This window comes from Rickettsia slovaca 13-B (assembly GCF_000237845.1).
GTDB lineage: Bacteria > Pseudomonadota > Alphaproteobacteria > Rickettsiales > Rickettsiaceae > Rickettsia > Rickettsia rickettsii.
Genome location: NC_016639.1, coordinates 1,189,039 through 1,207,842 on the forward strand (window position 1 = coordinate 1,189,039; position 18,804 = coordinate 1,207,842).

Sequence of the window (18,804 nt, forward strand, 5' to 3'; positions counted from 1 at the left end):
ATGTAAACCTTAATAAAAATTAAATCACTTAAAAAGTGTTATAACGCAACTTTTTTAGTATGTCTATTATAATTAATAACATAGATGATATTTTTATGTATAGATTATATGTCATTCCGTAGCGACGCTGGCCTTGTTGCATGGCTCTTATGTCATTCCTGCAAAAGCAGAAATCCAGCATAAAGCGAGCTTTAAATTTCAAAAATTTGCTGTATCTATAATTTTTTCTTGGATTCCTGCTTTCGCAGGAATGACATAAGAGCCATGCAACAACGCCTACGGCTGCGTAGCGCATGACGAAAAAATACCCTACCTCTCAGGCAATAATATCTCTCTTTTACCTGTATGATTCGGTGGTGAGACTATTCCCTCTTTCTCCATCTTCTCAACTAAGTTGGCAGCTTTGTTATAGCCAATTCTAAGCGACCTTTGGATATAGCTAATGGAAGATTTGCGTTCGTCACGCACTATCTGCACAGCTTTTTTGTAAAGCACTTCATCAGAGGTGCCGTCACCGATATCAATGCTACTATCGTCTTCTTCAGGTTGCTCGGTAACGGCAGAAATATATTCAGGCGTACCGCTCTCTTTCAAATATTCCGTAATTTGCTCAATTTCGGCTTCATTAACAAACGGTCCGTGTACCCTACTTATCTTGGAAGTACTCCCCATAAATAACATATCACCCATACCGAGTAACTGCTCGGAGCCTTGCTCTCCTAAAATCGTTCGGCTATCGATTTTAGAGGTAACTTTAAAACTAATACGACTTGGAAAATTGGCTTTAATGACACCAGTAATAACGTCTACAGAAGGTCTTTGCGTTGCCATAATAATATGGATGCCTGCCGCTCTTGCCATCTGAGCAAGCCTTTGAATCAGCATTTCAATATCCTTACCGGCAACTAGCATTAAATCAGCCATCTCATCAACAATAACCACTATGTAAGGCAGTTTTTCCATGTTCATTGTAACGGTTTCGTAAATAGGCTTACCTGTTTCAGGGTCAAAACCAGTTTGAATCGAACGCTCAATTACCCTATTCTCTTTAACCGCTTCTAAGATTTTTGCATTATAACCTGCGATATTCTTAACACCGATATTGCTCATCATTCTATAACGGTTTTCCATTTCCTTAACTGCCCATTTAAGAGCAACTACCGCTTTAGAAGGCTCGGTTACCACAGGAGTTAGCAAATGCGGTATTCCATCATAAGCCGATAATTCAAGCATTTTCGGATCAATCATGATAAAGCGACATTCTTCGGGAGTATAGCGGTATAAGAGCGACACAATCATCACATTAATACCGACGGATTTACCTGAGCCGGTGGTTCCTGCTACTAATAAATGAGGCATTTTAGCAAGATCGGCAATCAGCGGCTTACCTGCTAAATCTTTACCCAAGACTAACGGCAATAAAGTTGATTTGTCTTGGTATTCTGGGGTCTCTATAAGTTCTTTTAGGCAAAAGAATTCACGCTGCTTATTAGGAAGCTCAATACCAAGTACATTTTTGCCGGGTATGACTGCTATCCTTGTTGATAAAGCAGATAGTGAGCGTGCTATATCGTCAGATAATCCTACTACCCTTGATGTTTTCGTACCTGCTGCCGGCTCAAATTCATATTGAGTTACCACCGGTCCTTGATTGATATTAATTATCTGCCCTTTAACTCCAAAATCATTCAGCACGGTTAATAACTCTTCAGCCTTTTGTTTAAGCTCTGAGGACGAAGCTCCTTTTACATGATGTTTTTCAGGATCACGTAATAACGAAATAGGCGGCAATTCTGCTATTTCGCTTTGAGATATTTTAGGGCTAACAGGTTTGCTAAAGAATTTTATAGGATTTGCAGGTACGGATCGCGCTTCTTCAGGAAATTTTACTTTTTCACTTACAGGCTTTTGGTAAGAAGAAGTTATATTTATCTTATCATTGTTTTTAGCAGGGAATAATCTTATCGACGGCAATCGTGAAAATACATTATGTAAAAAAGATTGTATCCGATAGATTAAAAATTTCCCTAGCTTAATAATAAAATTACTTAAAGAAGTAAATTTAATTTCAAATAAAACAACTAATATAATAAAGGTAAAAAATATTAATAATAAGTATAGTTGATTTGTAAATCGCTCAAAAAAATTAGAAGCTATTATTCCGATAGCTCCACCTGCATTTGCCGGTATGAATTCTAGCTTAATCTTAGATAATAATGTGCTACTGCTAACGAGAGCAAGCAACATTACAAACATACGGATAAATGAGCCGCGATATCTTCCATACCAACAATTTCTCCCCCAAACAAAGCAAGCAAGCGGTATGATAAAAGCAGCCAACCCAAAAAATTGATATAAACAATCCGATAAATAAGAGCCAAAAATTCCTACTAAATTACTATGGTACTCTGTTGTGACCGAGTTAAACGACGGATCGTCTATATTATATGACGTGAGAACAGTAACAATCCCAAGCCCGATTATCCCTAAGATAACGACTTGTACCTTATTGTTTGAAAGAATTTTATTTATGTAATATAGCATAGTTTTAAATATTAAGCTAAATTATGAGTTTTATATCTTTTTCTATAATACTCTATAGGCTTTTCAATAAAGAAATAATTATTACTGTTATAAAAGTAACCAACGTATTAAGAAATGTCCCATTATCAGCCCAATATGAAATAGCAGGTAATATATTATACAAGACAATTAAATGACAACAATATATTGGGTAGAGAGTAAAGCAATTAATTTGTCTAACTTATTATCTTTGGTTAAGTCAAATATTTTTCCTAAAGATAGAGCAAATAAACAATAAAAAAGTAATTTTTTTAGTTGAGGCTCTATTGGGATAAACGGAAAAGTAATAATTATTAATATAATATATAAATAGAGTAATTGACTAAGCCAAGACTTTTTTTCGTTTATTTCTTGATTAGTATAAATATAAAATGCTTGACTACCAATTAAGAAAACTGCAAGTTCAGAAGGAAAGAATCTATAAGACCAAGAATCTCCTATAAATCCATTAAACTGAAGAATAATTCTAGTAATTAAAGATATACAAATTATGGATAAAATATAGATATTTTTCTTTTTTAGAATCCAAGGTGCCATTAAATAAAAAGAAATTTCTAGCCCAATTGACCAACCAGGAGGTATCAACAAAAATTGATAAAGAGGAGGCGTGGAGTCAATAAAGTATTTTGTAAAATGTACTGTATTATTATTAATTCCAATAAACATTGTTACATCTTGCAACAACATTGTTAGGTTTGCAAAAATTAAAAAAACCAGCCGGAAATGGAAGATTACACAATTGCTTAAAAAAGAAAATTTTTGCTGCAAGAAGCAAGTAACTAAAATACAAAAGATATAAGTAGGATAAAGCCTTAAATATCTACGTTTCCAAAATTTTATTTTGCTTGTATAATTGCTCTGAATCATAGCCATATAAAAGCCGGAAATTATGAAAAAAGATTGTACTGCAATTGTTGTACCTATAAATTTAAGCAATGGATGAGAAGTTGAATGTGCAGCCACAACAGAAAGAGCAAATAATAACCTCACTACACCCATTATGTTAAATAATAATTATATTAGCAATTATATAATATCCAAAACCTACATCAAGTAACATAGCAGCACTTCTCACAAGAATAGCATAAGTTATTTACATTAAAAGAACCATTTTGTATTATGAAAATATATTTTTTTGAGGGAAAGGTAACCAAAATTCATGACCATAAAAATCCACACGGGAAAAGATTTCATAAAGATGCGGGCAGCAGGAAAATTAGCTGCAGAGACGCTCGATTTTATTACTGATCACGTAAAACCGAATGTCACTACTAATAGTTTAAATGGCCTTTGTCATAATTTTATTACTTCTCATAATGCCGTTCCTGCACCGTTAAATTACAAAGGCTTTCCGAAATCGATTTGTACTTCTATAAATCATGTGGTTTGTCACGGCATTCCCAACGATAAACCGTTAAAAAACGGTGATATAGTAAATATTGATGTTACGGTAATTTTAGACGGTTGGTACGGTGATACTAGCCGTATGTATTATGTCGGTGACGTAGCAATTAAGCCAAAGCGTCTTATTCAAGTAACTTATGATGCAATGATGAAAGGGATTGAAGTAGTTAGACCCGGTGCTAAACTCGGTGATATCGGACATGCTATTCAAAGCTATGCCGAGAAACATAATTATTCTGTGGTTAGAGATTATACGGGTCACGGTATCGGAAGAGTTTTTCATGACGAACCGTCAATATTAAATTACGGTCGCAGCGGCACGGGTCTAACGTTAGAAGAAGGGATGTTTTTCACCGTTGAACCTATGATAAATGCCGGTAATTATGACACTATATTAAGTAAACTAGATGGATGGACAGTTACTACACGTGATAAATCATTATCGGCTCAATTTGAGCATACTATAGGCGTGACTAAAGACGGTTTTGAAATATTTACGTTATCACCTAAAAAACTTGATTATCCTCCATACTAAACTGTAGGGTAAAAATTGATTTTGTTGTATGGCTATCTATGTCATTCCCGCGGGACATTGTTGCGTGGATCAAAAAACGTACTCAGTGTCATCCCGTGGCTTGACCACGGGATCCAAAAAGCATTTAAAAAGACTAGATCCCGCGATCAAGTTAGCTAGGATGACATTAAAGATTACTGGATTCCCGCTTTTAGCTAGGAATGACATCAGCAACATTTTACTTATTTATAATTTGAATAAACATAAAAAATGTTAGAAAATAATTTGTTAGAATTTAGTAATGATGAAATAATAGATACGCCTCATTATATAGGTCACCGTAAAAGAGTAAAAGAACGCTTCGTTGCCGCTGGAGCAGAACATTTTTCTGATTACGAATTACTTGAAGTAATGTTATTTTCGGCTATCCCTCGTAAAGACATAAAACCTCTTGCTAAAAAATTACTTGATCATTTTGATATTACGGATTTAATTAACCTTGATAAGGAAAGGCTACTTAGTATTAAAGGCACCAATGAAAATTTATATATCAATTTTGCTCTACGTGAACTGATAAATTAGAGTATTGAAACAAAAAATAATAAATAAAAATATTAATGCTTCTTGGAGTTCTTGGATTGATTATTTAAAAGTTAATATGGGCAATATGCGACTCGAGCAATTTCGTATATTATTTTTGAATAAGAAAAATATTTTAATTGCTGATGAGGTTTTAAGTCAAGGAACTATAGACCAAGCTGCGGTATATCCACGTGAGATAATTAAACGAGCTTTATTTAACGAAGCAAGCAGCCTTATACTTGTGCATCATCATCCAAGCGGTAGCCCTGAACCTTCAAAAGCCAACATTCATATGACAAATAAGATAGTAGAGACATGCCAAACCGTAAATATTATAGTTTTAAATCTAATATGTTCCTATGAATATAAATAGCTACAGCACATTATTTATTTTTTCTTTTATATCCACCGTTATATTAACATATATATTAACTAAATATCTTCCTACTATCGGTTTAGTTGATATACCAAGTAACCGTCGTTCTCATGATAAGATAACACCGCGCGGCGGCGGTCTTGCTATTGTAGTTGTTGTAATGATTGCTTTGAGCGGGTTTGAATATATAACGAGCAATAACTTTGTTAATTCAATAAAAATATTACCGTTATTATTGGCAATTGCTTCGATTTCCTTTTTAGATGACTTAAAAGCCGTACCTATTCTAATTCGTTTAATAGTCCACTTAATTTGTGCAGCTTTTGCTATTTTTCTTTTTTCGCAGCTAAACTCTGTACATATACTAATATATTCTATTTTAGTTATAGCTTTAAGCGGTTTTATTAATATATATAATTTTATGGACGGTATAGACGGTATGAGTTGTGTGGAATCTATCCATCTATCTAGCACTATGCTTATATTATGTTTTTTACAATTTCCGACTATTAATAATCCATATTTTATAGCTAGTGTAAATGTTATTATTCTTGGTGGTTCTTGTGGTTTTTTAATATTTAATTGGCATCCGGCAAAAATATTTTTAGGAGACGTGGGAAGTATTAGTCTTGGATTCTTAACGGGTCTTTGTTTGCTCCTGCTGGCTCTTACAAGCACTAATTTATTTATAGCTTGTGCTATTGCTAGCTTATATTACATCACTGATGCAGTGCTAACCATATTAATTCGGCTACTCAATAAAGAAAAAATTTGGCAGCCTCATTTAAAACATTTTTTTCAAAAAGCAGTACAAAAAGGTAAATCTCATAAACAAGTAGTATCGATTATAGCAGTTTGTAATATATTTTTAATGATCATATCGGTTACATCTTTACATTTTCCCGTAATATCTATAATGCTTGCTTTAGCAGTCATAACTTTAACAGTGCAGAGTTTATTAAAATGAAGCTAATTAAAGAGGATATCGATAAAATAGTTAGACGTATATTTGCTAAACAACATCCATTGCTGCCTGAAATCATGATTAACTGGAATAAAATAGTCGGGTTTAACTTCAGCACTAAAGCATTACCTTTAAAAATCACCACCTATACTTATAAAAAACAAAAGATTAATACGCTGTTTATACAAGCTGAAGATAATGCTACTGCAGCAGAATTACCTTATTATCAAGATATTATTCTAGAACGTATTAAAATTTATTTAGGCTTTGCAGCAATACATCAAATGAACGTAACGTTTTATAAAGGCAAAAAGAGTCTTTAGATTAAGAGTTTGTTGGCATGAATATCAATGCCATCTCTACTATAACTCCGCAAGCTTGTAGGTGTTGTTGCCTGGCTCAGTTTATGTCATTCCCGCAGAAGCGGGAATCTAGTAAAACATCAAAAAACAAGTTTTTTATATGTTTAGTTTACCAAATATGTAACTTCTATATCAATATTGAAGTTATTTTTCTGGATTCCCGCTTCCGCGGGAATGACATCGTACGGGCTAACCATACAACAACTCTGCAGCCGTAGGATCTAGGAAAAATAATAAAAATGCTGTAAATCAGAATTTTTTACTGGATTGCTTCGTCAATTACTTCGTAATTTTCCTCGCAATGACAAAAAAGCTGAATCATGCGATAATACCTTGCAGTCGCTTAGCTCATGACGTCTCAGTATCCACGTAGGCAATACCAAGACATACAAACAAAAAAAGGAGTCTTTATTAAAGACTCCTTTTTCGTGTTAATAGCTTGTAAAAAGATTTAAGACTAATTACATATCAAATCTTAATCCTGCCATTAAGTTATGACCTTTATAACGGGTTCCACCAAATTTAACTTTATCCCCGTCAATAGTTTTGGTGGTATTTTTTGTTTTACCGTAATCTCTCCAGCTATAAACTAGTTCAGCTTTTACACCTTGTGCAACTTCAAATGAAGTTCCTAAAGATAATTGATAAGCAAAGTTAGTTTTGTTTTTAGTAGTACCGTTGAAAGTGTCAGTTACACCACCTTTAATATCTTTAGAGTTAATTTTTTCCTTTACAAAAGCAGCACCAACACCTGCACCTGCAAATACTTTAAACATGCTTAAATCGACGAAATCAACATAACCGTTAAGTAATACACTTACAATAGTAGGTTTATTTTTTACTGAGAAAGAATTACCGTCTGGATAAGTTTTTGATTTCTTTAAATGACTACTTGCTACCGTTCCAATTGTTAAATCGGTTCTTAGATTATCCATGATATAGTAACCCGCACCGATCTCACCTGTAAATCCTGTATTAGACTTTATATTATTTAACTTAAAATCTGCTCCTTTAGGTTTTGTTTTGTTAAAAATCACACCGCCGGCATTAAGTTTTAAATACCATTGATTTTCCACAGATGATGACATCGATGAATTAGTAGATGAATCTACAGAAGAATTCATATCGCAATCAGCAAATGAAAGACCAGAAGTTAAAAGTGCTGTGCTTGCAGCTGCTATTAAAAGTAATTTTTTCATATTGTTAAATTTTTCCTTTAAATTTTATTAGTTGTTAGTAAAAACGATATTAGATAATAATTTTACAATTTTTACCTAAATTCGATAAAAAATAGCTTTAAGTGACATTTCTGAGTTGTTGTCTAATATCACTCCGTGGCTTAACCACCAGAATCCAGTCTTTTTTTTTGTATTTCTAGATACCGTGGTTAAGCCACGGTATGATATTAGGTTATTACCTAAAACTATTAATATATTCTTGTTAATTATATATCAAATCTTATACCGGCTGTTAAGTTATGGCTTTGATAATGCATACCACCGGTTGGTACACTTGTTCCTTGGTAAATTACATTCTTACTTTTTGTTCTACCATCATCTATCCAGCTATAAGCTAGTTCTACTTTAATACCGTCGGCAATTTGTGCAGAAGTACCTAAAGTTAGCTTGTAAGAAATATTAGTTCTGTTTTTAGTGTTAGATGAAAGACCGGTTATCCCATTATATGTAATTTTTTCTTTAACTAATGCAGGACCAACACCGGCACCAGCAAAAACATCGAACATATCAAAATTAGTTAAATCTACATAACTGTTAATAAGTAAACGTGTAATAGTAGGTTTATGGCTTGCTGAAACATTAGTACGGGTAAAAGGTGCATTAGTCGCAGCTCCGGATTTCTTTAACTTACCACCGATTATAGTACCTAAAGTTAAATCGGCTCTAAAGTTTTCGGAAATATAATAACCGATACCTAAAGCAACTGGAACAGTTGTATTAGATTTTAATTTAACACCGGTTGCCTTATCTTTTTCTTCATTAAACATTGCTGCACCGGTATCTATTCTTAAATACCACTCATAACCCATGCCCTCAGCAAATGATAGGCTAGAAGACAAAATTGTTGCACTTGTAGCAGCTATTAAAAGTAACTTTTTCATGATTAGCACCTCAAATTAAATAATTAAACATTATCTTAATGGTATATATAACATATTATATTTTTTAGTTCTATATTTAATCGGCAATTAGATTCATATAATAAAGCTTTTATTAAGTTTTGTGACAAAATAAACACATATAGTTAATTCATGTTATTTTACAGAACCTATGTATTTATTAAACTTATCTTTCTCATCTTTAAATTTATCGGCATCAGGCAAAGCAGTTTTTTTTTTGGTAATATTTTTCCATCCTTTATTTTCTATAAAATCTTTTGCACGTTCTACCCATTCTATTAACCCCGGTGATTCAGGTTTAATAGCACCTATAGGACAATCAGGAACACAAACGCCGCAATCTATACATTCATCGGGGTTAATGACTAACATAAAATCATCTTCCCTTTCACCTTCATAAAAACAATCTACAGGACATACTTCAACACAATCGGTATATTTACATTTTACGCATTCATCGGTTACAACATAAGTCATTTTATTATCTGTTTTTGATTTTGTCGATTAATATAGCAGTTCTTAAAAGTAATACTAATAGAAAATATAATATAAAACTAATAAACATGATAATTAAAGGCTTTAGCATTGAAGAGTGAATAGTTGGACTCCCTAGCCTTAAAACACTAGCAGGCTGATGCAGACTATACCAAATATTTACCGAGAATTTTACTATCGGTATGTTAATCAGTCCGATAAGAGCAATAATAGAAGAAGGATTTTGTGCCTTTCTTATATTATCCGCACTATTCACTATAATAATATAGCTTAAATATAATAAAAATAATATGAGCATGGAAGTAAGTCTTGCATCCCAAACCCACCATGTCCCCCATATAGGTTTTCCCCATAAAGAACCTGTTACTAAACTAATCAAAGTAAAAGTAGCCCCAACGTAACTAGAAGCTACGGCTAGCAAATAGCTAATAGTAGTTTTCCATACTAAATAGCTAAAGCTGCATACTGCCATGAAAACATAAACACCAAGAGCCATCCAAGAGGCAGGGACATGAACATACATAATGCGTACAAAATTACCTTGCTGATAATCTACCGGCGAAACTATGAGGGCTAAATAAAGACCTATAATCATCATTACGCAAGTAGATATAGCTAATATAGGTATTATAACCTTTGATAATTTATTAAAATAATAGGGGATTAATAGTTTTAGCATGTTTTCTTACTTCTTTATGTCATTCTGTGGCTAGAAATAACAGTTCTTATCCTCTTAAAAAACTCTTTCATTAATAGCCCCGAATCTTCGGCAAGAATTCCGCTATATATTTCCGGTCTATGAAAACAAGCACTACTGTTAAAATATCGCAAATTACTTTCGACTGCTCCGTGCTTGGAATCAGAAGCCCCATAAAATAAACGTTTTAACCTGCTATGAGCTATAGCTGCCGCACACATAGCACAAGGTTCTAAAGTAACGTAAATATCATAATCATTTAAATTTTTAGAAGATATAAGATTACATGCTTCATTAATAGCAATAATTTCAGCATGATAAAGAGCGTTATTTTTTTCTTCCGTATTGTTATGGGTACTAGCAATAATTTTCTGATTTAACCTATCTACAACTACCGCTCCGACCGGGACTTCATTTTTATCAAAAGCAATCTTTGCTTGTTTTAAAGCTTGCTCCATGAAAAAATTATTAAAATTAGCTTCTTTATCTAACAATATATTCACGGTACTTTACGTGTTCTTCGATTCCAAAAGGATCTTGGTGGATAATTATTTCAGCCTCCGGAAATTCCTGCAATATTTCAAAAGCAATCTCATCGCTAATTTTATGAGCATTATAAAGCGACATATTGCCGTCCATTTCCAGATGGCACTGGATAAAAGCTTTTTGACCGGCATATCTAGTTTTCATTTCGTGCATACCTTTTGCCCCTAAATGGTTATTAACTATCGAGATAATTTTTTGTCTGTCTTGTTCGGGTAATTCATGATCTACTAAATTTTTAAATGCCTTTTTAAATAAAGAATAAGAAGAGTGAAATATATATAACGAAATAACTACACCAAATAATGGGTCAACAAACCAAAAATAATCACTTAAATTTATAGAGATAATTACTATAACATTAGTTAGTAAGTCCGTGAAATAATGAAGCTTATCGGCTTTTACTATTTCCGATCCTGTTTTTTTAATTACATAAGTTTGGTAAAACACTAAAATAATTGTTAAGAATATACATACATACATTACAGTAGTACCGTCGCTAATATTCTCCGGTTTTATTTTTTCAAATAAAGATTTAACCGAAGAAAAGCCTACAAAAAAAGCTGAAGCAAAGAAAAATATCGATTGAGAAAAAATTGTTAAATCCTGCAGTTTTTCATACCCGAATCGATGATGATGATCCGGCGGTTGCAGGGCAAATCTTAAAGCTATTAGATTAATAAAGGAGGAAGTTATATCAAGCATTGAATCAATTAAAGAAGCAAGGATTGATTGCGAATCGGTAACAACCCAAGCATATAATTTTATACTTAAAATAATTAATGCCGTAGTAACCGATAAATAAGATGCCGATTTTATTAACCGATTACGGCTATTAGTATCCATGACAAATCTTTCCAATTTATTTATTTGTAGTTTAACAAAGAAAATATAAAATTCAATTATAATGAGGTTCTGTGAACAAAATTAAAAATAATATTTTAAAATACAAATAATTTAAATTTTGTTTACAGAATCTAGTTTTAGCTTTACAAAATTCTAAAAACCATATACTTATTAATTATATATTAATTTAGAGAGAATTATATGAAACTATTATCTAAAATTATGATTATAGCTCTTGCAACTTCTATGTTACAAGCCTGTAACGGTCCGGGCGGTATGAATAAACAAGGTACAGGAACACTTCTTGGCGGTGCTGGCGGCGCATTACTTGGTTCTCAATTCGGTAAGGGCAAAGGACAGCTTGTTGGAGTAGGTGTAGGTGCATTACTTGGAGCAGTTCTTGGTGGACAAATCGGTACAGGTATGGATGAACAGGATAGAAGACTTGCAGAGCTTACCTCACAGAGAGCTTTAGAAACAGCTCCTAGTGGTAGTAACGTAGAATGGCGTAATCCGGATAACGGCAATTACGGTTACGTAACACCTAATAAAACTTATAGAAATAGCACTGGTCAATATTGCCGTGAGTACACTCAAACAGTTGTAATAGGCGGAAAACAACAAAAAGCATACGGTAATGCATGCCGCCAACCTGACGGACAATGGCAAGTTGTGAATTGATAGACAAAACGTCATTGCGAGGAAAATTACGAAGTAATTGCCGAAGCAATCTCAGGAATTTTATTATTTCATGAGATTGCCACGCAGCTTATGGCTGCTCGCAATGACGTTATAACAAAAGGAGCAACCTATGACTTTCATAATAACAAGTACGGCATTTAAATATAATGATCGCATTCCTGATAAATTTACTTGTAAAGGACAAAATGTTTCACCGCATCTAGAATGGAGTAATGCTCTTTCAGATACTAAATCTTTTGCACTTATAATGGATGATCCGGATGCACCGGTAGAAATAGCACCGCCACACGGTATATGGGATCATTGGGTAATATATAATATTTCTGCTTCTATTACTAAGCTTTCAGAAGGACAAATAGATAGTAGTATTAAACTTTTAAACAATAGCTGGCAAGAAAAAAAATACGGCGGTCCTTGTCCACCTGCCGGCAAACCTCATCGTTATTTTTTTAAACTATATGCCCTAAATGATTATCTTGAGCTTGATGAGAATGCTAGCAAGCCAGATTTAGTATTAGCCCTGCAAAAACATTTACTTGCCGAGGCAGCACTAATCGGCATTTATTCTATTTAATGAATGCTATTTATTGCCCACTGTGTCATCCCGTGGCTTAACCACGGGATCTAGAAAAATAACTTAAAAACATTAATAACTTTAGTATTTATTACTGGATCCCGTGGTCAAGCTACGGGATGACAGAAGTGAACTGACACATGCAAAAACCTATAATCGAGTTTCGTAACGTATCTAAAAAATTCGGTAATAAATTGCCGATAAATAACGTTAGTTTCACTGTCAAAAAAAATAATATCACTACTTTAATCGGACCTAACGGTGCAGGTAAAACTACCATAGTACGCTTAATGCTTGGACTTGAAAAACCTACAAGCGGCGAGATTATAATTGATCCCAAACTAAAAATTGGATATGTACCGCAGAAGTTCGGATTAACCCCTGATTTACCTATTACAGTAAAAAATTTTTTAGAGTTGTTAGCACCGAGTAATTTTAATAACAATATTAAAGAGATTAACTCATTTATTGATTTGGAACATATAAAAGATCAAGAAATTTCTAAGCTCTCAGGAGGGCAGTTTCAAAAGGTAGTTCTTGCATGTTCAATAGTTAATAATCCCGACTTAATTATTTTAGATGAACCGTTACAGTCTTTAGACGTAACAAGCCAACAAGAATTTTATCAGCTTATTAATTTGATTCGTAAAAAGCTCAATATTACGGTTTTTATGATTTCTCATGATTTATTTACCGTAATAAAAAACTCCGATCAAGTGATATGCTTAAACAGTCACATATGTTGCAGCGGAATACCAAATGAAATAACTCCTAACTCTGAATTCTCAAATGCACTTTCTGCTCTAGGCTTCTATACCCACCACCATGACCATAAGCATTAGAATTCTTGCATAACTTATTTGTCTCCAAAAGGATCTCTCCTTATTAGCTATGTTATGCAAGAATTCTATTATACTTGAATTGTATTCCACGCTCACCTAAGCTTGTTCTGTAGCATCACCTATCAACTCTACTTTTAATGCATTGTGATCGGTATTATCGAACTGAGTTAAATCATTTTCATTTGTATTACCTGATTCTTGTTGGCCTGTTATCACATTAAACAATTCTTTCGTAATGAGCCTGGCCTTAGATAAGCTTTTTACCTTATAACTATTTTCAATAAAGAGTTTCTGCTGACTTGGTTCCATTGCAAGTAATTCTTTCACACTAACACCGGCGTCAATCAAACTTTTTATATTATCGTCATTTTCAACAAAGAATTCTTGTTTATTGTTTTCTATATTCGAAATTTGTGCAAAAGTAAAACCTATGTTAAGCAACGATATTTCCTCTTCTGTTAAATCTCGGTTAATTTGCTTACTTATTATAATTTGTTGTAGTAATTTACTATCAGTTTTTAGCTCTTCAATAGTAGAATATTGATTAACCTGGTTATTAGCATTTTTTCCTAAGTTTAATTCTATTGTTGGTACTTCTCTTGTAATAGGATAAACATTTGTTGCATCGCCATATATAAATCTTGCTCCATTGGTTTTGGATGAAGTATAGTGTTTATATCAAGTTTAGGAGTTTGTCCGCCACATCCTACATATAAATTTAATGCTTGTTTTTGTAATGCTTCTCTCAATTTATTTATTATAGGTACAAATAATAATTTATCTTCTTTCCCTAAATGCTCAAATGAATCTAGTACCATACATAGAAGTGGCTTTTTCATTCTTTTTTCCCTCTCCAGCAAGCCAAGCATATGACTGAGCTCTTATATTTCCTTCATCATCCGTAATTATATAAAAACCGGCATTTGCTTTACTCATACCGTCTAAAATACATCTTTCGGAATCATGTCCTATAGATTGGCAAGAATTACTAAATTTACCAAGCATAAAACCTTTCATATCATCGGCAGGTAATTTAGGAAAATTATACTTTTTGCCTGTTACCTCTATATCAAAATTAATATCAGGCATATAATATTCTTTTATAAAGTTCAATGCTTTTTGAAAACTATTATTATCTAGTTTTCCTTTTAAAGAAAAATTAGCTAAATTTTTTGCATGTAATTTATTTTCTTCTGATAATTCTTCTTCGTTGTACTTATAAGATTCTTTAATTACTATTTCAGTTACTTGATTTACTAATTCTTTAAATCATTTTTAGTTATCTGCTGAAAATCATTTAATTTATTTTCTTTAAGAATTTTTTGAAATTTTTCAGTTTTTTCCAGTAAGTGTGCATTACTGAAAATATATAATGAGTCTCTTCCAGATTTATTTAAAATTTGAAAAAATTCTAATGTTTTGGAAGACAATGTTTGTGGTAAATTAAATTGAAAACTCAATTCTATTGTTTCTTTTGTATCATAATTAACAGTTTTTAAGTAACTTTTTATATCTTCTAAATTTCCAAAGTAAGTAGATACTTTTTTAGCCATTTCTAAAGAATTTAAACCGCCATTCTCCGTATATAAGTCAGCGATTTTTGACAATATGGCAATATTCCTTACATAGTCTTTACTAATAAGATTTTTTTAAGGTGTGTATTTGTACTTAAATATTGCTTATGTATTTTTTCAAAAACATCATTAGTATTTAATTGATCAAAATTATTTTCTAATAATTCTTTTAATGTATCACTAGACTTTTTATTAAAACCCTCTTTATATAATATATTTCAGCATCGTCTTGGTTTATTCCAGCTTTTTTTAAAGTCATGGGATTACTTTTAGCATTTTCTTCTAAGGTTGTTATGGCCTTTTCTAAATTAATTTTTTCTTTTGGATCACTAGCTTTCGCTAGTTTTTTGTTTAATTGTTCCAAGCGTTGCTTTGGATCTTGTTTATCTATCCATTCTTCGGTAGTTAATAAATTATAAATTTTTTCAATACTATTAAATGTAACTTTCATTAATTTCTTCTTTTATAATTATTCTACAGAACACCATAAAACATGGTAATAACCACAAAATATGATAATTTTTAGAAAATAGCAAGGATTAGATTAATTTTTCTTAACGAAATCAAGGGATGAGTGTTAAGGATAATTTAGAAATACATCAAATAGCAAATTATATAGAGTAACTTGCTATTTATATTAGATCACACCAAATATTGCTTTAAATATCTACCGGTATGGCTTTCCTCACAGGCAGCGATGTCGGCAGGGGTGCCACATACAACTATCTTACCGCCTTTGTCGCCACCTTCAGGACCGACGTCAATAATATAATCTGCAGTTTTTATAACATCTAAATTATGCTCGATAACTAAAACGGTATTGCCCATATCAACAAGTTTATGTAACACTTTTAACAATTTATTAATATCGTCGATATGTAATCCCGTAGTCGGTTCATCAAGTATATAAAGCGTTTTACCGGTTGAACGTCTTGATAATTCTTTAGCAAGCTTAACGCGTTGTGCTTCACCACCTGAAAGAGTAGTAGCAGACTGACCGATTTTAATATAGCCTAGACCCACTTCATTTAAGGTAATTAATTTTTCATAGATTAACGGTATTTTTTCAAAAAACTGCATCACATCTTCTACAGTCATCATCAAAATATCGGCAATAGATTTACCTTTATATTTTATTTCAAGCGTTTCTCTATTATATCTGTGACCGTTACAAATATCACACTTTACATATACGTCAGGTAGGAAATGCATCTCTATTTTTATTAGCCCATCACCTTGGCATGCTTCACATCTACCACCTTTAACGTTAAACGAAAATCTGCCTACTTTATACCCTCTAGCTTTTGATTCAGGTAACTCCACAAACCAATCCCTAATATGGGTAAAGGCACCTGTATAAGTCGCAGGGTTTGAACGAGGAGTTCTACCTATCGGAGATTGATTAATATCGATAATTTTATCAATATATTCAAGTCCTTTTAACTCTCTATATTTGCCAGGAAATACTTTGCTAGTTGGCTCTAAATGCTTTAGAGCCGCTTTATATAGAGTATGAATCATCAAGCTTGATTTACCGCTTCCCGATACTCCCGTTATAGCGGTAAAAGTACCAAGCGGAATTTTGATATCAACATTATCTAAATTGTTGGAAACCGCCCCAAGTAATTCAATTGCCCTATTATCATGCCCTACTCTTGTTTCAGACGGCACTTTGATTGTTTGACGACCACTTAGATACCTACCTGTGATACTTTCTTCAAAATTCTTTATTTCTTCAGCATTTCCTTCCGCAATAACACGACCGCCGTGAATACCGGCTCCCGGTCCTATATCAATAATATGGTCTGCTTCATATATTGTTTCTTCATCATGCTCGACTACCAAAACGGTATTACCCAAATCTCTAAGCCTTTTTAGTGTCTCAATTAATCTTGTATTATCTCGTTGATGAAGACCAATAGACGGCTCATCAAGTACATATAAAACACCGCTCAGTCCTGAACCTATTTGAGATGCAAGACGAATACGCTGACTTTCCCCCCCCGATAAAGTACCTGCTTCTCGTGATAACGTTAGATAATCAAGCCCGACATTCATAAGAAATTTTAATCTCTCGGTAATTTCTTTGAGTATACGCTCAGCAATAAATAATTGCTTTTTATTTAATTTTTCTTCTAAGTAACTAAACCATTTTTGCAAGGCTGCAATACTCATACCTGCTACTTCGCCTATATGAAAATTTGCTATTTTAACACATAATGCTTCGTCTTTTAATCTAAACCCTGAACAAGCAGTACATTTATGCTCTGACTTAAATTTAGCTAGTTCTTCTTTAATTAAAACCGATTCTATAGTACGGTCCTTTTCTTGCAAACTTGGTATTATACCGGCAAAAGGTTGTTTTATTATTTGCGTTTTAGAACCATCGTGAAATTCAAACTTTATTGCCTCTTCTCCTGAACCTTCAAATAAAATATCCTTAATATTTTGTGATAAACTTACAAAAGGTACTTCAATAGAAAATTTATAATGATCGGCAAGAGCCTTTAATGTCTCTAGGATAAATTTAGAAGCTGTACTACCCCAAGGCACTATTGCACCGTCTTTAATAGCAATTCTTTGATCCGGAACTATTAAATCTCTATCAAAGAAAAACTCCTTACCTATCCCTTCACATTTAGGACATGCTCCAAAAGGGCTATTAAAAGAAAAGATTCGAGGCTCTATTTCAGTAAGCTGAAAACCCGATACCGGACAAGAATATTGCTCGGAAAAAATAATACGCTGATTTTTTTCAAACTCGCTCTTAACTGCCGGCGGTAATTCTACAATTTCCAAATAAGTAATACCCTCGGCAAGATTTAACGAACTCTCTAAGCTATCTGCAAGTCTATTACCTAAACTTTCGTCTAGAACTATTCTATCAACGATCACTTCTATATTATGCTTCTTATTTTTATCAAGTTTCGGTAAATCATCAATTTCGCAAACTTCCCCGTTAACTATTAATTTCTGAAAGCCTTGCTTTTTCAAATTCATAATTTCACGCTTGAACTCACCCTTATGTCCTCTAACAATAGGAGCGAGTAAATATATTTTCGTACCCTTAGGTAGTTCGTTAATTATATCTACCATCTCGGAAACTGTTTGGCTATGTATCGGAAGACCGGTTGCCGGAGAGTAAGGAATACCCACCCTTGCATATAATAACCTAAGATAATCGTAAATTTCCGTTATAGTTCCAACCGTAGAACGTGGATTTTTAGAAGTAGTTTTTTGGTCAATTGCAATAGCAGGCGATAATCCGGAAATAGATTCTACATTAGGTTTATTTTGTAAATGTAAGAATTGCCTTGCATATGAAGATAAACTTTCAACATATCGCCTTTGACCTTCTGCATAAATAGTATCAAACGCTAAAGAAGACTTGCCTGAACCGCTAAGACCGGTGATAACAACAAATTTATTCCTTGGAATATTAACATTTATATTTTTTAGATTATGCTCTTTAGCACCGCGTACCTTAATATATTCTTGGTTCATAATCACTTCACTACAAAATTTTTGAGATATTTTTTAAAAAACCTGTAGTATTATAGGCTCTTTTATTTTATTATTGCAATAATAATATTTTAAAGTAGGTAGTAA

At 32.9% G+C, this 18,804-nt stretch carries 22 protein-coding genes and 1 pseudogene; 8 read left to right on the forward strand and 15 right to left on the reverse strand.

Features of this window, described 5'->3' with window-relative positions; translation table 11 throughout:
- Positions 1–309: 309 nt before the first annotated feature.
- Positions 310–2,544, reverse strand: coding sequence for a DNA translocase FtsK (locus RSL_RS06515; RefSeq protein WP_041472127.1), 2,235 nt, complete (start codon positions 2,542–2,544; stop codon positions 310–312).
- A gap of 168 nt (positions 2,545–2,712) precedes the next feature.
- Complete coding sequence (locus tag RSL_RS06520; RefSeq protein WP_014273836.1) at positions 2,713–3,582, reverse strand: acyltransferase family protein; 870 nt, start codon at positions 3,580–3,582, stop codon at positions 2,713–2,715.
- Between the two features lie 160 nt (positions 3,583–3,742).
- Between RSL_RS06520 and map the strand changes: the two genes are divergently transcribed.
- From map to RSL_RS06545, 5 genes are all read left to right on the forward strand, one after another.
- Positions 3,743–4,522, forward strand: a complete 780-nt coding sequence (gene map / locus RSL_RS06525; RefSeq protein WP_010977838.1) for a type I methionyl aminopeptidase — start codon at positions 3,743–3,745, stop codon at positions 4,520–4,522.
- Positions 4,523–4,771: 249 nt separating this feature from the next.
- Positions 4,772–5,083, forward strand: coding sequence for a UPF0758 domain-containing protein (locus tag RSL_RS06530; protein WP_014411118.1), 312 nt, complete (start codon positions 4,772–4,774; stop codon positions 5,081–5,083).
- A gap of 4 nt (positions 5,084–5,087) precedes the next feature.
- The gene (locus tag RSL_RS06535; RefSeq protein ID WP_014411119.1) at positions 5,088–5,456 is read left to right on the forward strand and encodes a JAB domain-containing protein; all 369 of its coding nucleotides are present in this window, start codon (positions 5,088–5,090) and stop codon (positions 5,454–5,456) included.
- A complete protein-coding gene (locus RSL_RS06540) occupies positions 5,443–6,426 on the forward strand; it encodes an MraY family glycosyltransferase (RefSeq protein WP_014273837.1) in 984 nt (327 codons plus the stop codon). Before RSL_RS06535 ends, RSL_RS06540 begins: the two co-directional genes overlap by 14 nt.
- Complete coding sequence (locus tag RSL_RS06545) at positions 6,423–6,746, forward strand: DciA family protein (RefSeq protein WP_004997222.1); 324 nt, start codon at positions 6,423–6,425, stop codon at positions 6,744–6,746. The genes RSL_RS06540 and RSL_RS06545 overlap by 4 nt, the downstream gene beginning before the upstream one ends.
- A 500-nt stretch (positions 6,747–7,246) precedes the next feature.
- On the opposite strand, the gene RSL_RS06550 is transcribed toward RSL_RS06545, so the two are convergent.
- The 6 genes from RSL_RS06550 to RSL_RS06575 all read right to left on the reverse strand — a co-directional run bounded on the left by RSL_RS06550 (position 7,247) and on the right by RSL_RS06575 (position 11,503).
- Positions 7,247–7,984 (reverse strand): outer membrane protein, encoded by a 738-nt coding sequence (locus RSL_RS06550; RefSeq protein WP_014273838.1) that lies wholly within the window; start codon positions 7,982–7,984, stop codon positions 7,247–7,249.
- A 245-nt stretch (positions 7,985–8,229) separates the two neighbouring features.
- The gene (locus RSL_RS06555; protein WP_014273839.1) at positions 8,230–8,904 is read right to left on the reverse strand and encodes an adhesin Adr; all 675 of its coding nucleotides are present in this window, start codon (positions 8,902–8,904) and stop codon (positions 8,230–8,232) included.
- 153 nt (positions 8,905–9,057) lie between these two features.
- Positions 9,058–9,399: a ferredoxin family protein gene (locus RSL_RS06560; protein WP_014273840.1), complete on the reverse strand. Its 342-nt coding sequence runs from the start codon at positions 9,397–9,399 to the stop codon at positions 9,058–9,060.
- A gap of 4 nt (positions 9,400–9,403) precedes the next feature.
- Entirely contained in the window at positions 9,404–10,096 is a 693-nt protein-coding gene (locus RSL_RS06565; RefSeq protein WP_014273841.1) for a heme ABC transporter permease, read from the reverse strand.
- A gap of 14 nt (positions 10,097–10,110) precedes the next feature.
- On the reverse strand, positions 10,111–10,617 hold the full coding sequence (locus RSL_RS06570; RefSeq protein ID WP_004997207.1) for a nucleoside deaminase: 507 nt from the start codon (positions 10,615–10,617) through the stop codon (positions 10,111–10,113).
- Positions 10,598–11,503, reverse strand: a complete 906-nt coding sequence (locus tag RSL_RS06575) for a cation diffusion facilitator family transporter (RefSeq protein ID WP_014273843.1) — start codon at positions 11,501–11,503, stop codon at positions 10,598–10,600. Before RSL_RS06575 ends, RSL_RS06570 begins: the two co-directional genes overlap by 20 nt.
- Positions 11,504–11,704: 201 nt before the next feature.
- On the opposite strand from RSL_RS06575, the gene RSL_RS06580 reads away from it, so the two are divergent.
- Positions 11,705–12,184, forward strand: coding sequence for an RT0821/Lpp0805 family surface protein (locus RSL_RS06580; RefSeq protein WP_014273844.1), 480 nt, complete (start codon positions 11,705–11,707; stop codon positions 12,182–12,184).
- On the opposite strand, the pseudogene RSL_RS10955 reads toward RSL_RS06580, so the two are convergent.
- Positions 12,183–12,269: pseudogene (locus RSL_RS10955) on the reverse strand (lytic transglycosylase domain-containing protein); the annotation flags it as partial. The gene RSL_RS06580 and the pseudogene RSL_RS10955 overlap by 2 nt on opposite strands.
- Before the next feature lie 45 nt (positions 12,270–12,314).
- Here RSL_RS10955 and RSL_RS06585 point away from each other — a divergent pair.
- Positions 12,315–12,779, forward strand: coding sequence for a YbhB/YbcL family Raf kinase inhibitor-like protein (locus RSL_RS06585; RefSeq protein ID WP_014273845.1), 465 nt, complete (start codon positions 12,315–12,317; stop codon positions 12,777–12,779).
- A gap of 140 nt (positions 12,780–12,919) precedes the next feature.
- Complete coding sequence (locus tag RSL_RS06590) at positions 12,920–13,621, forward strand: ATP-binding cassette domain-containing protein (RefSeq protein ID WP_014273846.1); 702 nt, start codon at positions 12,920–12,922, stop codon at positions 13,619–13,621.
- A gap of 96 nt (positions 13,622–13,717) precedes the next feature.
- On the opposite strand, the gene RSL_RS06595 is transcribed toward RSL_RS06590, so the two are convergent.
- The 6 genes from RSL_RS06595 to uvrA all read right to left on the reverse strand — a co-directional run bounded on the left by RSL_RS06595 (position 13,718) and on the right by uvrA (position 18,699).
- A complete protein-coding gene (locus tag RSL_RS06595; protein ID WP_041472128.1) occupies positions 13,718–14,062 on the reverse strand; it encodes a hypothetical protein in 345 nt (114 codons plus the stop codon).
- A gap of 140 nt (positions 14,063–14,202) precedes the next feature.
- Positions 14,203–14,439, reverse strand: coding sequence for a hypothetical protein (locus RSL_RS06600; protein WP_016830557.1), 237 nt, complete (start codon positions 14,437–14,439; stop codon positions 14,203–14,205).
- On the reverse strand, positions 14,420–14,710 hold the full coding sequence (locus RSL_RS06605; protein ID WP_014411128.1) for a hypothetical protein: 291 nt from the start codon (positions 14,708–14,710) through the stop codon (positions 14,420–14,422). The genes RSL_RS06600 and RSL_RS06605 overlap by 20 nt, the downstream gene beginning before the upstream one ends.
- A 167-nt stretch (positions 14,711–14,877) precedes the next feature.
- On the reverse strand, positions 14,878–15,228 hold the full coding sequence (locus RSL_RS06610) for a hypothetical protein (protein WP_014273847.1): 351 nt from the start codon (positions 15,226–15,228) through the stop codon (positions 14,878–14,880).
- Positions 15,229–15,364: 136 nt separating this feature from the next.
- Positions 15,365–15,646, reverse strand: a complete 282-nt coding sequence (locus tag RSL_RS06615) for a hypothetical protein (RefSeq protein WP_014273848.1) — start codon at positions 15,644–15,646, stop codon at positions 15,365–15,367.
- Between the two features lie 191 nt (positions 15,647–15,837).
- Positions 15,838–18,699 carry an excinuclease ABC subunit UvrA gene (gene uvrA, locus RSL_RS06620; RefSeq protein ID WP_014273849.1) on the reverse strand — a complete coding sequence of 954 codons (2,862 nt, stop codon included), beginning with the start codon at positions 18,697–18,699 and terminating at the stop codon, positions 15,838–15,840.
- Positions 18,700–18,804 lie beyond the last annotated feature (105 nt).

Bases quoted from the DNA above. Each gene is read 5' to 3' on its own strand.
- RSL_RS06590 (WP_014273846.1), top strand. From the start codon at position 12,920: ATGCAAAAACCTATAATCGAGTTTCGTAACGTATCTAAAAAATTCGGT.
- RSL_RS06615 (WP_014273848.1), bottom strand. From the start codon at position 15,646: ATGAAAGTTACATTTAATAGTATTGAAAAAATTTATAATTTATTAACT.
- RSL_RS06550 (WP_014273838.1), bottom strand. From the start codon at position 7,984: ATGAAAAAATTACTTTTAATAGCAGCTGCAAGCACAGCACTTTTAACT.
- RSL_RS06600 (WP_016830557.1), bottom strand. From the start codon at position 14,439: ATGGTACTAGATTCATTTGAGCATTTAGGGAAAGAAGATAAATTATTA.
- RSL_RS06585 (WP_014273845.1), top strand. From the start codon at position 12,315: ATGACTTTCATAATAACAAGTACGGCATTTAAATATAATGATCGCATT.
- RSL_RS06565 (WP_014273841.1), bottom strand. From the start codon at position 10,096: ATGCTAAAACTATTAATCCCCTATTATTTTAATAAATTATCAAAGGTT.
- uvrA (WP_014273849.1), bottom strand. From the start codon at position 18,699: ATGAACCAAGAATATATTAAGGTACGCGGTGCTAAAGAGCATAATCTA.
- RSL_RS06520 (WP_014273836.1), bottom strand. From the start codon at position 3,582: ATGGGTGTAGTGAGGTTATTATTTGCTCTTTCTGTTGTGGCTGCACAT.
- RSL_RS06530 (WP_014411118.1), top strand. From the start codon at position 4,772: ATGTTAGAAAATAATTTGTTAGAATTTAGTAATGATGAAATAATAGAT.
- RSL_RS06555 (WP_014273839.1), bottom strand. From the start codon at position 8,904: ATGAAAAAGTTACTTTTAATAGCTGCTACAAGTGCAACAATTTTGTCT.
- RSL_RS06560 (WP_014273840.1), bottom strand. From the start codon at position 9,399: ATGACTTATGTTGTAACCGATGAATGCGTAAAATGTAAATATACCGAT.
- RSL_RS06540 (WP_014273837.1), top strand. From the start codon at position 5,443: ATGAATATAAATAGCTACAGCACATTATTTATTTTTTCTTTTATATCC.
- RSL_RS06605 (WP_014411128.1), bottom strand. From the start codon at position 14,710: ATGCCTGATATTAATTTTGATATAGAGGTAACAGGCAAAAAGTATAAT.
- RSL_RS06580 (WP_014273844.1), top strand. From the start codon at position 11,705: ATGAAACTATTATCTAAAATTATGATTATAGCTCTTGCAACTTCTATG.
- RSL_RS06545 (WP_004997222.1), top strand. From the start codon at position 6,423: ATGAAGCTAATTAAAGAGGATATCGATAAAATAGTTAGACGTATATTT.
- RSL_RS06515 (WP_041472127.1), bottom strand. From the start codon at position 2,544: ATGCTATATTACATAAATAAAATTCTTTCAAACAATAAGGTACAAGTC.
- map (WP_010977838.1), top strand. From the start codon at position 3,743: ATGACCATAAAAATCCACACGGGAAAAGATTTCATAAAGATGCGGGCA.
- RSL_RS06575 (WP_014273843.1), bottom strand. From the start codon at position 11,503: ATGGATACTAATAGCCGTAATCGGTTAATAAAATCGGCATCTTATTTA.